The 15235-nt window shown below is 68.6% G+C and carries 13 protein-coding genes; 7 read left to right on the forward strand and 6 right to left on the reverse strand.

Annotated features, from left to right (window positions below; all coding sequences use genetic code 11):
• The first annotated feature begins 48 nt into the window (after positions 1 to 48).
• Positions 49 to 744, forward strand: coding sequence for a hypothetical protein (locus CSR00_RS22410; protein WP_099024654.1), 696 nt, complete (start codon positions 49 to 51; stop codon positions 742 to 744).
• Between the two features lie 49 nt (positions 745 to 793).
• On the opposite strand, the gene CSR00_RS22415 is transcribed toward CSR00_RS22410, so the two are convergent.
• The 3 genes from CSR00_RS22415 to CSR00_RS22425 are packed head-to-tail and all read right to left on the reverse strand — an operon-like array spanning position 794 to position 4564.
• Complete coding sequence (locus CSR00_RS22415; RefSeq protein ID WP_099024628.1) at positions 794 to 1240, reverse strand: hypothetical protein; 447 nt, start codon at positions 1238 to 1240, stop codon at positions 794 to 796.
• Positions 1241 to 1262: 22 nt separating this feature from the next.
• Complete coding sequence (locus tag CSR00_RS22420; RefSeq protein ID WP_245906400.1) at positions 1263 to 4097, reverse strand: MMPL/RND family transporter; 2835 nt, start codon at positions 4095 to 4097, stop codon at positions 1263 to 1265.
• Positions 4094 to 4564 (reverse strand): MmpS family transport accessory protein, encoded by a 471-nt coding sequence (locus tag CSR00_RS22425; RefSeq protein WP_245906401.1) that lies wholly within the window; start codon positions 4562 to 4564, stop codon positions 4094 to 4096. Before CSR00_RS22425 ends, CSR00_RS22420 begins: the two co-directional genes overlap by 4 nt.
• A gap of 189 nt (positions 4565 to 4753) precedes the next feature.
• Here CSR00_RS22425 and CSR00_RS22430 point away from each other — a divergent pair, with 189 nt between their 5' ends.
• Entirely contained in the window at positions 4754 to 5245 is a 492-nt protein-coding gene (locus CSR00_RS22430) for a MarR family winged helix-turn-helix transcriptional regulator (RefSeq protein ID WP_245906404.1), read from the forward strand.
• A 71-nt stretch (positions 5246 to 5316) separates the two neighbouring features.
• On the opposite strand, the gene CSR00_RS22435 is transcribed toward CSR00_RS22430, so the two are convergent.
• Complete coding sequence (locus tag CSR00_RS22435) at positions 5317 to 7713, reverse strand: UvrD-helicase domain-containing protein (protein ID WP_099024631.1); 2397 nt, start codon at positions 7711 to 7713, stop codon at positions 5317 to 5319.
• 201 nt (positions 7714 to 7914) lie between these two features.
• Here CSR00_RS22435 and CSR00_RS22445 point away from each other — a divergent pair, with 201 nt between their 5' ends.
• Positions 7915 to 8253: a chorismate mutase gene (locus CSR00_RS22445; RefSeq protein WP_099024632.1), complete on the forward strand. Its 339-nt coding sequence runs from the start codon at positions 7915 to 7917 to the stop codon at positions 8251 to 8253.
• A gap of 58 nt (positions 8254 to 8311) precedes the next feature.
• Here CSR00_RS22445 and CSR00_RS22450 read toward each other — a convergent pair whose 3' ends face one another.
• Complete coding sequence (locus CSR00_RS22450; RefSeq protein ID WP_099024633.1) at positions 8312 to 9760, reverse strand: NAD-dependent succinate-semialdehyde dehydrogenase; 1449 nt, start codon at positions 9758 to 9760, stop codon at positions 8312 to 8314.
• A gap of 61 nt (positions 9761 to 9821) precedes the next feature.
• On the opposite strand from CSR00_RS22450, the gene pgi reads away from it, so the two are divergent.
• Positions 9822 to 11489, forward strand: coding sequence for a glucose-6-phosphate isomerase (pgi, locus tag CSR00_RS22455; protein WP_099024634.1), 1668 nt, complete (start codon positions 9822 to 9824; stop codon positions 11487 to 11489).
• Between the two features lie 13 nt (positions 11490 to 11502).
• Here the strand turns inward: pgi and CSR00_RS22460 are convergent, their stop codons facing one another.
• Positions 11503 to 12252 carry an SDR family oxidoreductase gene (locus CSR00_RS22460; protein ID WP_099024635.1) on the reverse strand — a complete coding sequence of 250 codons (750 nt, stop codon included), beginning with the start codon at positions 12250 to 12252 and terminating at the stop codon, positions 11503 to 11505.
• A 279-nt stretch (positions 12253 to 12531) separates the two neighbouring features.
• Between CSR00_RS22460 and CSR00_RS22465 the strand changes: the two genes are divergently transcribed.
• The 3 genes from CSR00_RS22465 to CSR00_RS22475 are packed head-to-tail and all read left to right on the forward strand — an operon-like array spanning position 12532 to position 15207.
• On the forward strand, positions 12532 to 13155 hold the full coding sequence (locus CSR00_RS22465) for a flavin reductase family protein (protein ID WP_245906410.1): 624 nt from the start codon (positions 12532 to 12534) through the stop codon (positions 13153 to 13155).
• Positions 13148 to 13987, forward strand: coding sequence for a carbon-nitrogen hydrolase family protein (locus tag CSR00_RS22470; protein ID WP_141564437.1), 840 nt, complete (start codon positions 13148 to 13150; stop codon positions 13985 to 13987). Before CSR00_RS22465 ends, CSR00_RS22470 begins: the two co-directional genes overlap by 8 nt.
• Complete coding sequence (locus tag CSR00_RS22475) at positions 13966 to 15207, forward strand: FAD-dependent monooxygenase (RefSeq protein ID WP_099024638.1); 1242 nt, start codon at positions 13966 to 13968, stop codon at positions 15205 to 15207. Before CSR00_RS22470 ends, CSR00_RS22475 begins: the two co-directional genes overlap by 22 nt.
• Positions 15208 to 15235: the final 28 nt, after the last annotated feature.

Below are 15235 nucleotides of genomic sequence, written 5' to 3' on the forward strand. Positions count from 1 at the left end.
CTGGTGACCTCTCCCCCCGACCCCCCTTCCGGTGAGCCGACGCGCATCATCCGGCGCAGCCCCACCTCATCCGATCGGGCATCCGATCGGGCATCCGATCCGGCATCCGCCCCGGCGTCCGATCCGCCATCCGCCCCGGGACCCGATCCGGCCGGCGCCGCCCCCGGCGCGGACGACACCCGCACCAGCATCATCCGCAGGGCACCGGCGGCCCCGCCGCCACCGGCCGACGACACCGCGACCGGACTGATCTCCCCCGCCGGCCCGGCCGGCCCGAATCCACCCGCCGGCCCAGCCGGCCCGGCCGGCGACGAAAGCGCGACCGGGCTGCTCCCACGCGCCAAGCCGACCCGCGTGCCCGGCACCGGCCCGAGGCCGCAGCGGAGCTCACGAACCGCCGTGGCCGCCTGCGTGGTGGCCATGCTCAGTGGCTGGGCCACCTCGGTGATCGCCACCGATCTGATCACCGGATGGTGGAACACCGATCGGTTGTTCTGCCTGGCCGTCGGGTTTCTGGCGCTGGTGTTCGCCGTCGCCACCATGGCGGGCATCGTGCTGGTGTTGTTGCGGCGTCCGCTGGGACGCTGGCTCATCGCGGTGGGGGCGGTGGTCGCGCTGCTGGCCTACGGCGGGGTGTTCATCGCCGGCGCCCGGCTGCCGTGGATCGTCTATCTGCTCCCGGTGCTGCCGGTGGCCAGCGCCGGGCTGGCGCTGCACCCCTCGACGCGCAGGTGGACTTCCTGACCGCGTCGATACCGCTGCGGACTCCGCGCCGTACACCCGCCGCCGGCGCTCACGCCGGCGTGCGTTCCGCCGACGTTCCGTCGTATTCGGGTAGGCGCCGGCGCAGGCTCGCGCTCCTGAGCATTCGAACAGCCAGATTGGTGGACGTGAACATCGGGATGACCCCGAGAAAGGTTCGTTCCGACGGAGTGGCTCCGTGCAAGTGCTCGAGGCTGCCGAAGACGTAGAAGCACCCGATGCTGAAGATCGTCGCGGGGATACACAGCGCCATGAACGCCCCCCGGTCAGACAGCGCCTGCCGTGCGACGGCCAATTCGGCATCCGACAACGGCTCCCGTTTTCGCAGCTTCTGCAGGATCGCGGGGATCGCATCGACGGCATCGCTGCCCGGTAGCGTCGGTCGGCGAACCAGCTTCGCCACAAACACAGAGGCCAGCGTCGCGAATACCGCGACCAGGATCAACGCGACGATCGTCAGAACCGCCCATATGCTCATGGCATCCCTCCGCCGGGTTCGCTCACACCTTCACCCCGAAATCCGCCGCCGTGCGCAAGGGCCGGGACCTCACCAGGGTCGGCCACCAGAACCACGGGCCGAGGATGCGGAGCAGACACGGCACGATGAACGAACGCACGACCAGCGTGTCCAGTAGCAGGCCGATGCACACGGTGGAGCCCACCTGGCCGATCGTCCGCAGATCGCTCGCGAGCATCGCGAGCATGGTGAATGCGAAGACCAGACCCGCCGAGGTCACGACGCCACCGGTGCTTCCCAGCGCGCGGATCAGGCCGGTGTTCAGTCCGGCCCCCACCTCCTCCTTCACCCGGGCGATCAGCAGCAGGTTGTAGTCCGATCCCACCGCGACCAGGATGATGAAGGTGATCGGTAAAACCAGCCAGTGCAGGTTGAGTCCGATCAGATGTTGCCACAGGAGCACCGAGAGGCCGAAGGCACCTGCGAAGGAGAAAGCGACCGTACCTGGAATAACCAAGGCGGCCATAAGGCTTCGCGTCAGGAACAACATGATCAGGAAGATCAGCACGAAGGCGGCAATCGCCACGGTGAGGAGGTCGGACGCGGCGTAGGTCTTGATGTCCTTGTTGTTGGAGCCGGCGCCACCGATATAGATCCGCGCGCCGGCCAGCGACGTCTCCTTCAGCGCTATCTTGATGGCTTCGGGGAATGCCTCGACGTGCTCGACACCCTCGGGCCCCATGGCGTTGCCCTCGTGGGTGACAATGAAGCGGGCCGCCTTGCCGTCCGGCGACATCATCAGCTGCATACCGGTTTTGACGTCTTCATTGTCGAAGGCCTCGCGCGGCATGTAGAAGAAGTCGTCGCTGCGCGACTTGTCGAAGTCGTTGCCCACGTTGATCATGTCGTCGAACGTCTGGTCGGTTTGCGTGGACTGCAGGTGTGCGGGTCCGTACGAGTTCACGATCACCGCCCGCAGCGCCTGGGTGTTGTCCAGCATCATCTTCAGCTGGGCGATCAGTTGCGGCAGAAGGCGGTCGACAGCCTCGAGATCGGTGACGGCGTCGACGATCTGGGCGTCCAGGGCGTCTATTCCGTCGAGCCCGTCGAACAGCGACCGGAATGACCAGCACACGGGCACGTCGAAACAGTGCGGCTCCCAATAGAAATAGTTCCTCAGCGGCCGCAGGAAATCATCAAGATTCGAGATGTTGGAGTTGATGTCGTCGGTGACCTGTTGGAGGTTTTCCATGGTGAGCACCGTCGAGTGGAGCTCGTCCGCCATCTTCTGCGTCAGGTCGATCGTTTTCGCCAGCACGGCAACGGACTCCGTCTGGAGTTGCGCCTGCTCATCGGTGTCGGCGTTCTGTTGCTGATTGAACGGCAGCTGCTGGCCGCTGCCGCTGCCCTGGGTGGTGAACAGGTACGGAATGTTCGCATGGTCCAACGGCCGGCCCAGCGGTCTGGTGATGCTCTGCACCATGGCGACACCGGGCAGGCGCATGAGCGCCTTGGCCACCCGGTCCAGCGAGATGAAGTCTGCGGAGTTTCGCATATCGTGGTCGGATTCGACCATCAGCATTTCACTGAACAGCTTGCTCTGCGGGAAGTGCCGATCCGAGGCGGCAAATCCCTGGTTGGCGGGGGCGTCGCTGGGCTGGTAGGCGCGGTCGTCGTAGCTCACCCGGTAGGTCGGCACGAAGACCGCCCCCATCATGACGACCGCGCAGCTCGCCGCGAGGATCGGCACCGGCCACCGCACCACACTGGCCGCGATGCGCCGGTACAGATGTCCGTTGATCGCCCGCTTCGGGTCGAAGAGGCCGAACAGGCTCCCGACGGTCAGGATGGCCGGACCGAGCGTCAGTGCCGCCGAGATGGTCAACAGCATGGCGATGGCCACCGCCGGCCCCATGGTGTGGAAGTAGTCCAGCCGCGCGAAGCTCAGGCAGAAGCCGGCACCCGCGATGGTCAGCCCCGAGCCGATGATGATGGGTGACACGCCCCGGTAGGCGGTGAAGTAGGCATCCTCCCGGCTCTCTCCTGCCTGACGGGCCTCCTGGTAGCGCCCCAACAGGAAGATGCCGTAGTCCGTTCCGGCACCCAGAGTCAGCGAGACGACCATGTTCACCGCGAACGACGACAACGGAATCAGCCCGTAATGCCCGAGCGTGGACACGACCCCCTTGGCGATGAGCATCTCGAACAGGACGCTGGCCAGGGGCACCAGCAGGGTGCTCGGAGAGCGGTAGACGAGCAGCAGCATCGCGATGATCAAGAAGATCGTGACGATCGTGATGTTGTTCAGGCTCGAGTTGGCGATGCTCAGCGTGTCCGAGGCCAGCGGCGCCGCGCCGCTGACGTACACCTTGAGCCCGGACGGCGGAGTGTCGTTGTGGACTATGTCGCGAACGGCGTCGACGGACTGGTTGGCCTGGATCTGTCCGATGTCGCCGGCCAGGCGCAACAGCACGAATGCGGCCTTGCCGTCGACGCTCTGCGCACCGGCCGCAGTAATGGGCTTACCCCACAGGTCCATCACGTACTGCACGTGCCGGGTGTCCTGTTTCAGACGCCGCATCAGATCGTCGTAGTACTGGTGGTCCCCTTGGTTGAGCGGCCGGTCGGCCTCCAGGACCACCATGGTCAGGCTGGTGGAGGTCGACTCGTGGAACTTCTCGCCGATCCGGAGCATCGCCACCTGCGACGGCGCATACGTCGGAATCATGGGCCCCGCAAGTTCGGCGGCGACATCCTCGACCTTGGGAATGAAGGTGTTGGTCGTGACCGCGACCAGACCCCAGAAGACGATGATCGGAATCGCGAGAACGCGCACGGCGCCGGCGAAGAACGGGCGCTTCGCCCGGTGAGCGCTCACGCGGATTTCACTCGGCACGTGACGTCGGCATCCTGCCGCGACGCCGACTGTTCGTCGCGGACGACGCCGTTGACAAGCATCCGGCAGCGCACGCTGTCGCCGTGCACCTGCGCCGAGATGCTGCCGGAAACGACGGTGAGCGTGGTTGTCTCGGTGTGCGACCACGGCAACGACGTCAGATTCACCGTGTGCGGATGCCCGGAGATGTCGATGTAGGAGAGCAGTCCACGTCCCCCGAGGGCGCCGTCCAGTTCGTAGGTGAGTTGCTTGGGAACGAACTCCTCGGGTGCCTGGGGTCCGTTGACAGCGAGGACCGGGCCCGGCGCGGAGGCCTGATGAACATTCCACATGAACAGAGCGCCCAGGACCACCGCGACGACCGAGATCAGCGGAAGCCAGCTTCGCGCGAGGAGCCTCCTGCCGATCGAAGGCTCACTCGCCCGCGGCGGCCGGCTTCTCGGGGTCACGACCGGAACATACATCGCATACACAATGCTTCTCCAACGAGAAGAACTGCTTTGGGCCGTATTCACAGCAAGTTGGCAGCTTGAAAGTGTCTCGTAATTGCGCTTTCTGAAGCATCGCAACCTCAGACAGCCGCGACCCGCCGACGAATTGCGACTGACATCGCATCATGCTAGTGATATAAATTGGCCGTGGACGAAACAGCCACCGCGGACGCCGCCGCTGCCGTGGGCGCGATGATCGAAGTCGGGACGGACCTGTTCTGGCGATTCCTGGTTGACCGGGAAACACTCAGCGCCCGTGCGTCACTGGTGCTCAACCGGCTCAACCGCGAGGGGCCGATGCGGCTGACCGCGCTCGCCGACGCCGAGGGGGCCAGCCAGTCGGGCATGACCCAACTGGTACAACGAATGGAACGCCAGGGGCTACTGGAACGCTGGAGCGACCCCGACGACGCCCGGGCGTCCCTGGTCATGGTCGGCGACGCGGGCAGGCGACTGTGGGAGACCCGGGTCGAGGTACGCCAACGACGCATCGGCCACCTCGTCGACGGCCTTTCGCAGGATGACCGAGTGGCGTTGTGGCTTGCCGCCCAGGTGGCCACCAGGGTCCTCGACGAGATGCGCCGGATGGCCGACACGCAGGCACCCGACACGGATCCGCCACGGCCCAGACCTCGGTGACGCCGCCCCGGGTCCTGACCCGGGCCCGCGTTGCCACCGGGCGGGTGTGTCGGAGCCCGGGGTGGAGCTCGCTACAGCTTGGTCACCGGTGCGTGGTTATGCATCAGCTTGACCCGGCCCGCGCTACCGAAGTCGATCAGCGACATCGCCGACTCACCGACGCCCGACACCTCCTCGACGCGCCCGAGCCCGTACTTGTCGTGGGTCACGCGGTCGCCCGCCTGCAGCACCAGCAACGGCCGGTTGCGGGCCGCGGCGGTCCGGGCCGGTGACGGCCGCGGCGAGCCGTACCCGCCGCCCGAGGACATCCGGCTCGGCGCACTCACCGACGGGGCGGGCTCCAGGCGCCGCCAGTCGATGAGTTCCTCGGGGATCTCGCGCAGGAAGCGCGACTCCGGATTGAGCATCGGTTGCCCCCACGAGGACCGGACCTTGGCGCGGCTGACGTAGAGCCGCTGCCGGGCCCGGGTGATGCCCACGTAGGCCAGCCGGCGCTCCTCGGAGAGCTCGGTGGGGTCGCCCAGCGCGCGCATGTGCGGGAACATCCCGTCCTCCCAGCCCGTGACGAACACGACGGGGAACTCCAGGCCCTTGGCGGTGTGCAGCGTCATCATCGTCACCACACCGGCGCCGTGTTCGGGGATGTCGTCGGTGTCGGCGACCAGTGACACCCGTTCCAGGAATTCGGCCAACACACCGGTTTCGGGGATGTCCTCGTCCGCCTGCTCGCCGGCCTCCCCGCCCTCGTCGTCGGTCAGGGCCGCGGCGTTGAGCCGATCGGTGCTGAATTCGTGTGCCACGCTGACGAGTTCGTTGAGGTTGTCCAGGCGCGCCAGGTCCTGGGGATCGCTGGAGGATTCCAGCTCGCGGCGGTAGCCGGTGCGCTCGAGCACCGCTTCCACCACGTCGCCCAGCTCCCCGAAGGAGGACTCCAGTGCACCGCGCAGCTCGTCGAGCAGCGCGGTGAATCCCGCGATCGCCTTCTGCGCGCGGGTGTTGAGCATCGGGACGTTGCCCTCGGCGGCGGCCTGCAGCGCGTCGTTGAATCCCGTTCCGGTGTTCTCGGCGTAGACCGCCACGCAGGCCTCGGCCCGGTCCCCGATCCCGCGGCGCGGGGTGTTCAGGATCCGCCGCATGCTCACCGCGTCCCCGGGGTTGTCAAGCACCCGCAGGTAGGCCACGATGTCGCGGATCTCCTTGCGTTCGTAGAAGCGCACGCCGCCCACGACCTTGTAGGGGATCCCGGCCCGGATGAAGACCTCCTCCAGCGCACGGGAGGAGTTGTTGGTCCGGTAGAACACCGCGATGTCGTTGTAGGACAGCGCACCCCCGGTGCCCGAGCCCGCCTCCGGGCTGCCGACGAGGGTGTCGATCTCCTCGGCCACGAAACGGGCCTCGTCGTGCTCGTTGTCGGCGACGTAGCCGACGATCAGCTCGCCCTCGCCGGCGTCGGTCCACAGCCGCTTCTCCCGGCGCCCCGAATTGCGTGCGATGACCGCGTTGGCGGCGTTGAGAATGGTCTGGGTGGAACGGTAGTTCTGTTCGAGCAGGATCGTGGTGGCGTCGGGGAAGTCGCGCTCGAAGTCCTCGATGTTGCGGATGGTCGCCCCGCGGAAGGCGTAGATCGACTGGTCGGCGTCGCCCACCACGCACAGCTCCGCCGGCGGCACCGCGTCGGTGTCGGGCGCCGAGACCCCGACCAGCTCGCGCACCAGCACGTACTGGGCGTGGTTGGTGTCCTGGTACTCGTCGACCAGGATGTGCCGGAACCGCCGTCGGTAGTACTGCGCGATCTGCGGAAAGGCCTGCAGGACCCCCACCGTCTCGCCGATGAGGTCATCGAAGTCCAGCGCGTTGGCGGCCCGCATCCGCCGCTGGTACTCGCCGTAGACCGAAGCCACCGTGCCGGCCAGATCGTCGGCCGGCCCGTCGGCGCGCTCCAGGTTGGCCAGGGCCTGGTCGGGGTCGATCAGCTCGTTCTTCAGGTTGGAGATGGCGTTGGCCAGCAGCCGCGGCGAGTACCGCTTGACGTCCAGGCCCATGTCCTTGGCGATCATCATCAACAGCCGGCGCGAATCGTCGGCGTCGTAGATGGAGAAGTTGGAGTTCAGGCCCGGCACCAGGGAGGCCTGGTTGCGCAGGATCCGCACGCAGGTGGAGTGGAACGTCGACACCCACATCGCCCGCGCGCGCGGGCCCACCAGCGAGACCACCCGCTCCCGCATCTCGGCGGCGGCCTTGTTGGTGAAGGTGATGGCCAGCACCTGACCGACACCGACGTCCCGGGCGGCCAGCAGATAGGCGATGCGGCGGGTCAGCACCGCCGTCTTGCCCGAGCCCGCGCCCGCCACGATCAGCAGCGGCGAGCCCTCGTGCAGTACCGCCTGGCGTTGCTGCGGGTTGAGGCCTTCCAGGAGTTCGTCGGTGCCGCTCGCGGCTACCGGGGAGGACATGGGGTACGACGTCATATCGCCCCTAAACCTACCGCCGCGGGGCGACACGCTTTGCGCTGGGACGATCCTTGGTGGCACACTCGATTCGTGCTTGCGGCGCAGCATCGATTTTTTTACGGGTACCGGCCAGCGGTGCCCGTGGTCTAGCTGCTTCCAACGAGCCCCGCGGTCCGCATCCGGATCCGGGGCTCCTCTGTTGTGTGAGGCCCGAACCGGATGAGACCAGAACCCACCAACAGTGAGAATGCAGAGGAAAGCCCCATGAGCGTGGAGATGACCGCCCCGTCCTCAGAACCCTCGGAGTCCGGCGAGCTTCCCGACATCGACGACCTCCGCCTGGAGATCGACCGCCTCGATGCCGAGATCCTCGCCGCGGTTCGGCGCCGCACCGAGGTCTCGCAGATCATCGGCAAGATCCGGATGGCCTCCGGCGGCACCCGTCTGGTGCACAGCCGGGAGATGAAGGTGATCGAGCGCTACAGCGAGCTGGGGCCCGAGGGCCGCGAGCTGGCCATGCTGCTGCTGCGCCTGGGCCGCGGCCGCCTCGGCCACTGATCCCGCGCGATTTCGGTGCAGCTGGTCCCGCCAGACGGGACCAGCTGCACCGAAATCGTCAGTTTGTGAGGGCGATGTACTTGGTGTCGAGGTACTCCTCGATGCCCTCCGAGCCGCCTTCCCGGCCGAAGCCGGACTCCTTGACGCCGCCGAACGGTGCCGCCGGGTCCGAGATCACACCCCGGTTGATCCCGACCATGCCCGACTGGACGGACTCGGCCACCCGCAGCGCCCGGTCCAGTGACCGGGTGTAGATGTAGGCGGCCAACCCGTACTCGGTGTCGTTGGCGGCCCGGACGCCCTCCTCCTCGGTGTCGAACCCGGTGATCGGGGCGACCGGCCCGAAGACCTCCTCCTTGAGGATGCGGGCGTCGGCGGGCACGTCGGCCAGCACCGTGGCCGGGTAGAAGTTCCCGGCGCCCTCGGGGGCCACCCCGCCGACGGCGACGGTGGCCCCGCGCGACACCGCGTCGGAGACCAGGTCCTCCACCGTGGCCACCTGTTTCGGGTTGATCAGCGGGCCCAGCATCGACGAGTCGTCCAGGCCGTCGCCCAGGGTGTACTCGCTCATGCGCTTGACCAGCTTCTCGGTGAACTCCTCGCGGACGGCGTTGGCGACGTGGAACCGGTTGGCGGCCGTGCAGGCCTCACCGCCGTTGCGCATCTTGGCCAGCACGGCCCCCTCGACCGCGGCGTCGACGTCGGCGTCGTCGAACACCACGAACGGGGCGTTGCCGCCCAGTTCCATCGAGGTGCGCAGCAGCTTGTCCGAGGACTGCTTGACCAGCGCCTTGCCCACCCCGGTGGACCCGGTGAAGGTCAGCTTGCGCAGCCGGCCGTCGTCGATCAGCGCGGTCGTCAGCTCCCCGGGCGCCGACGTCGGCAGCACGGACAGCACCCCCTTGGGCAGGCCCGCATCGCCGATCAGCTTGGCCAGCAGCAGCATCGTCAGCGGCGTCTCCTGGGCCGGTTTGACGATCATGGTGCAGCCGGCGGCCAGCGCGGGCCCGATCTTGCGGGTGCCCATGGCCAGCGGGAAGTTCCACGGCGTGATGGCGTAGCAGGGCCCGACCGCCGCCTTGGTGACCAGGATCCGCCCGGTTCCGGCCGGGCTGCGGGTGTAGCGGCCGTCGATGCGCACCGCCTCTTCGGCGAACCACCGGAAGAACTCGACGCCGTAGCGCACCTCACCCATGCTCTCGGGCAACACCTTGCCCATCTCCAGGGTCATCAGGGTGGCGACGTCGTCGGCGCGCGCGGTGATCGTCTCGAACACCGAGCGCAGGATCTCGCCGCGCTGGCGGGGCGGGGTGGCGGCCCACTCCTCCTGGACGGCGGCGGCCGCGTCGAGTGCGGCGAGGCCGTCCTCGGGAGTCGCGTCGGCGACGCTGACGATCACCTCGTCGTTCGCAGGGTTGAGCACATCGAAGGTCGAGGATCCGGCGCGCTCCTCGCCCCCGATCCACAACCCGGTGGGCACGGATGACAAGAGCTTGGCGGTGTCCATACATCCATCATTTACACCTTCGTTGGGCGCAGCGCACCCGCCTCGCGATTAGGGTCGAGGAATGACCGGTGACGCCACCCAGATTCCCGATATCGCAAAGACGCCCGCCTGGAACGCACTGGAACGCCATCACGACCGGATCGGTGCCAGACACCTGCGTGAGTTCTTCGACGAGGACCCCGGCCGGGGCCGCGAGCTGACGCTGACCGTCGGCGATCTCTACATCGACTACAGCAAGCACCGGGTCACCCGGGAGACGCTGAAACTGCTGATCGACCTGGCCGAGGCCGCCGGGCTGCCCGAGCGCCGCGCCGCGATGTTCGCCGGCGAGCACATCAACACCTCCGAGGACCGCGCGGTGCTGCACACCGCGCTGCGGCTGCCCCGCGACGCCGCGCTGACCGTCGACGGCCAGGACGTCGTGACCGATGTCCACGAGGTGCTCGACAAGATGGGCGATTTCACCGACCGGTTGCGGTCCGGGGAGTGGACCGGGGCCACCGGCGAGCGCATCAAGACCGTGGTCAACATCGGCATCGGCGGCTCGGACCTGGGCCCGGTGATGGTTTACGACGCGTTGCGCCACTACGCTGACGCCGGGATCTCGGCGCGCTTCGTCTCCAACGTCGACCCCGCCGACCTGGTGGCCAAGCTGGCCGGGCTGGACCCGGCGACCACGCTGTTCATCGTCGCCTCCAAGACCTTCTCCACCCTGGAGACCCTGACCAACGCGACGGCCGCGCGGCGCTGGCTGGTCGAGGCGCTCGGCGACGCCGCGGTCGCGAAGCACTTCGTGGCGGTCTCGACGAACAAGCGGCTGGTGGACGAGTTCGGCATCAACACCGACAACATGTTCGGCTTCTGGGACTGGGTCGGCGGGCGCTACTCGGTGGACTCGGCGATCGGGCTGTCGGTGATGGCCGTCATCGGGCGGGAGGCGTTCGCCGACTTCCTGTCCGGCTTCCACATCGTCGACGAGCATTTCCGGACCGCGCCACTGGAGGCCAACGCGCCGGCGCTGCTGGGCCTGATCGGGCTGTGGTACTCCGATTTCTTCGGTGCGCAGTCGCGGGCGGTGCTGCCCTACTCCAACGACCTGTCCCGCTTCGCGGCCTATCTGCAGCAGCTGACCATGGAGTCCAACGGCAAGTCGGTGCGCCGCGACGGCAGCCCGGTGACCACCGACACCGGTGAGATCTTCTGGGGTGAGCCGGGCACCAACGGCCAGCACGCCTTCTATCAGCTGCTGCACCAGGGCACCCGGCTGGTGCCCGCCGATTTCATCGGCTTCTCCCAGCCGACCGACGACCTGCCCACCGCCGACGGCACCGGCAGCATGCACGACCTGTTGATGAGCAACTTCTTCGCCCAGACCCAGGTGCTGGCGTTCGGCAAGACCGCCGAGGAGATCGCCGCCGAGGGCACCCCGGCCGACGTGGTGCCGCACAAGGTGATGCCGGGCAACCGGCCCTCGACGTCGATCCTGGCGACCCGGCTGACCCCGTCGGTGGTGGGCCAGTTGATCGCGCTCTACGAGCACCAGGTGTTCACCGAGGGCGTGGTGTGGGGCATCGACTCGTTCGACCAGTGGGGGGTGGAGCTGGGCAAGACCCAGGCCAAGGCGCTGCTGCCGGTGCTCACCGGTGACGGCCCGCCGCCCGAGCAGTCCGACAGCTCGACCGACGAGCTGGTGCGCCGCTACCGCGTCGAGCGGGGCCGCACCCGGTAGCCGGCCACGGGGGTTAGGCGAACAGCCCGGCCCACCGCGTCGGCACCACCCGCATCAGGAGGACCAGCGGTATCCACGGCCACGCCGGGACGATCGCGCTGCCCCGTTCGCGTTCGATCGCGGCCACCATCGCGCGGACCCCGGTGTCGGTGTCGACCATCAGCATCGTGGACTCGGCCTTGGCGGTCATCTCCGAGGCGATGTAGCCCGGCTGCAGCACCGTGACCCTGATCGGCCCGGTGCGGTATTCGGCCCGCAGTGACTGCCCCAGCGAGATGACGCCCGCCTTGCTGGCCGCGTAGGCCGCCTTGACCCCGGGGACTCCGCGGTTGCCGGCGACCGAGGCGACCAGGACCAGATGACCGGAGCCGGACTGGGTGAACATCTGCAGCGCCGTCTCGATCTGCACCAGCGCCGCGACCAGGTTGGTCTCGATGGTGGCCTTGTTGGCCCACAGCCGGCCCGAGCCCAGCGGCGCCCCCTTGCCGATCCCGGCGTTGACGATGACGCGGTCGATGCCGCCCAACTCCCCGGACAGCTCGGCGAAGACCGTGGGCACCCGTTCGTGGTCGGTGACGTCCAGCGCGGCCACGGCGACGGTGATTCCCGGATAACGCCGGGTGAGTTCGGTCTTGAGCTCCTCGAGCCGGTCGGTCCGGCGCGCGCACAGCGCCAGGTCGCGCCCCCGGGCCGCGAAGGCCCGCGCCATCCCGGCGCCCAGCCCCGAGCTCGCGCCGGTGATCAGGATCCTCTGCCGGGTCATCGCTGCAGGGTATCCAATCCCGCCCGGAAGGCCCCGAACCCGCGCCAATCCTCTTGATCCGTCCGGTGATTGAGGCGGCCGGCGCGACGCGGCGGTAGCGCACATCCGCCGATCCAGCGGGTTCCGGCGTGTAACACCGGCGACAGCGACCGGTTAACACTCCGTTACCGAGGCGGCCTCGTGTTGACGGACCCAACCTCCTCGGCGAGCATTCTTGCAACCGCTTGCGCAAGCAATTGCACACGGTCACGAAGGTAGCGAAGGAGGCTGTCAATCTTGGTGACGCGAGAGATCGACGTAGCGCGGCTGGAACCCGACAAGGCGTACAAGCTGCTCGTCGGGGCCGTACAACCGCGACCGATCGCGTGGCTGTCCACCGTCGCACCCGACGGCACGGCCAATCTCGCGCCGTTCAGCTTCTTCACCGTCGCCTCGCGGAACCCCGCCACGGTGCTCGTCTCCATCGGTCAGCACGGCGCCGGGGCGGTCAAGGACACCCTGCACAACGTGCGCACCACCGGCGAGTTCGTCGTCAACGTCGCCTCCATGGAACACCTGGACGCCGTCTCCGCCACGAGTGCGGCCGTGGCGGCCGACGTCGACGAGTTCCACCTGGCCGCCCTGACCACGGCGCCCTCGATCACGGTGCGGCCGCCCCGGGTGGCCGAGGCGCGGCTGGCCCTGGAATGCCGCCTCCGCGAGGAGGTGCGGATCGGCACCGACACCGTCGTCTTCGGGACGGTGCTGTGGGCGCATTCGGCCGACGGTGTCCTCGACGACGGCCTGCGGGTGGACAACGACGTTCTGCAGCCGTTGGGCCGGCTGGCGGGCCCGTGGTTCGCCGACCGACTCGCGGCGCTGCCCCAGCCCGCGGCCCCCGAGGTGGTGACGACCCGTGACTGAGGTGGCCAAGTTGGGAGTGGTGCAGATGGTTGCCGCGCCGGGCAAGCCCGACGAGAACCTGGCAGCCGCCCAGCGCCATGTCGCCCGGCTCGCCGAACTGGGCGCCGGCGTGGTCGTGCTTCCCGAGCTCTTCGTATCCGGCTACGACCTCGACATGGATCTGGGCACCGTCAGCGATTCCGCCGGGCGGCATACGGCCGAACTCACCGGCTGGGCGCGTCAGCACGACGTGGTGCTCGCGACGGCGCTGTTGACCCGCACCGAGGACGGCTCCATGATCGACCTGGCGGTGCTGATCGGACCCGATGGGGTGCTGGCCTCGTCGTCCAAGCGGTTCCTGTGGGGGCTGGAGCGGGAATCCTTCACCCGTCGGATCGAGCCGGGGGCACTGGCCGAAACCCCTTGTGGCGCGGTCGGTGTCGCGATCTGCTACGAAGCCGGCTTCCCCGAGGTCGTGCGTGACCTCGCGCTTCGCGGCGCCGACATCATCGCCATCCCGGCGGCGTTCGGACGCCAACGCCTCTACGCCTGGGAGCTGCTGACCCGGTCGCGGGCACTGGAGAACGGCTGCTTCGTCGCCGCCGCGGGCCTCACCGGCACCAATCCCGGCGGCGCCGCCTTCGCCGGCCACAGCCGGATCGTGTCGCCCGACGGTGACGTGCTGGCCGGACTGGCCTGGCGCGAGGGCACCGCAATCGCGGCGGCCGACCTCGCCGAGGTCGACCGCTCCCGCGATCGGATCCCCTACCTGACCGACCTCATTGCCGAGCGGGTGGACCGCGCGGCCGACGAAGCCGAAGGAGAGAACACGTGCCTGACCTCGACGTCGTGATCTGTGGCGCGGGAATCGGCGGGCTGGCCGCCGCCGCCGCGCTACGCCGCCAGGGAATCGCCACCACCATCCTGGAACAGGCACCCGAACTCGGCGAGGTCGGGGCCGGCCTGCAGATCGGCCCGAACGCCACCCGGGTGCTCTATCTGCTCGGGCTGCGCGAGGCCATGGACGAGGTCTCCCTCGAGGTGCAGGAAACGGTGAACCGGCGGTGGAACGACGGCTCGATCATCGCCAAGACCACCCTGGGCGCCAGCGCCACCGCACGTTATGGCGCGCCCTACCTCCAGGTCCACCGCGCCGACCTGCACCAGGCCCTGCTCAGCGCCGCCGTCGGGCCCGGCTTCCCCGGCCCGCCGGCGGTGGTGCGCACCGCCAGCACCGCGGTGGACATCGACGAATCCGACCCGCTTCGTCCCACCGTGATCCTCGCCGACGGCACGCACGTCCCCGCCGACGTCATCGTGGGGGCCGACGGGATCCGGTCCATGGTCCGCGCCCACATCGGGGCCCCTGTCGACGTCCTCGACAGCGGCGACATGGCCTTTCGCACCCTGGTCGACGGCGAGGCGGTGCGCCGCGACCCGGCGACGCGGTTCCTGGTCGACTGGCAGGCCGGCAACGTCTGGTTCGGGCCCCACGGCCACCTGGTCGTCTACCCGGTGCGCCGGGCCCGGCTGGTCAACGTGGTCGGCATCGGTCCCATCACCGAGGAACTGTCCCGGGACTGGCGAAGACCAGCCGGCCACGACGAGCTGATGGCCGCCTATCAGGGCTGGGACGAGCGGGTCCTCGCCCTGATGAGCAAGGCGACCGGACCCATCTCGTTGTGGGCGATGAAACACCAGGAGCCGTTCTCCTGCTGGAACCGCGGGAACATCACGCTGCTCGGCGACGCCTCCCACTCGATGGTCCCCTACGTATCGCAGGGCGCCTCCCAGGCGATCGAGGACGCGGCGGTGCTGGCCGAGGAGCTCGCCGATGTCGACCCGATCGGCGCCGGCGCGGCACTGGCCGGCTATGTCGAGCGGCGCGCCGAGCGGGCCCGCACCGTGCAGCTGGCCGCGATCGCCAACCGCGGCGTGTTCCATCTGCCCGACGGCGACCGTCAGCGCGAGCGCGACCAGCGGATGCGCGCCGAGGCCCGCAACGTCGACACCAGGCTCGACTGGATCTACCAGGGCACCCCGCTGCGCGGGCTGGCCACCGCCGCCAGCTGAGCACCCGATCACCGACCACCCGCCACAC

It is taken from the genome of Mycolicibacterium palauense, assembly GCF_002592005.1.
Classification (GTDB): domain Bacteria; phylum Actinomycetota; class Actinomycetes; order Mycobacteriales; family Mycobacteriaceae; genus Mycobacterium; species Mycobacterium palauense.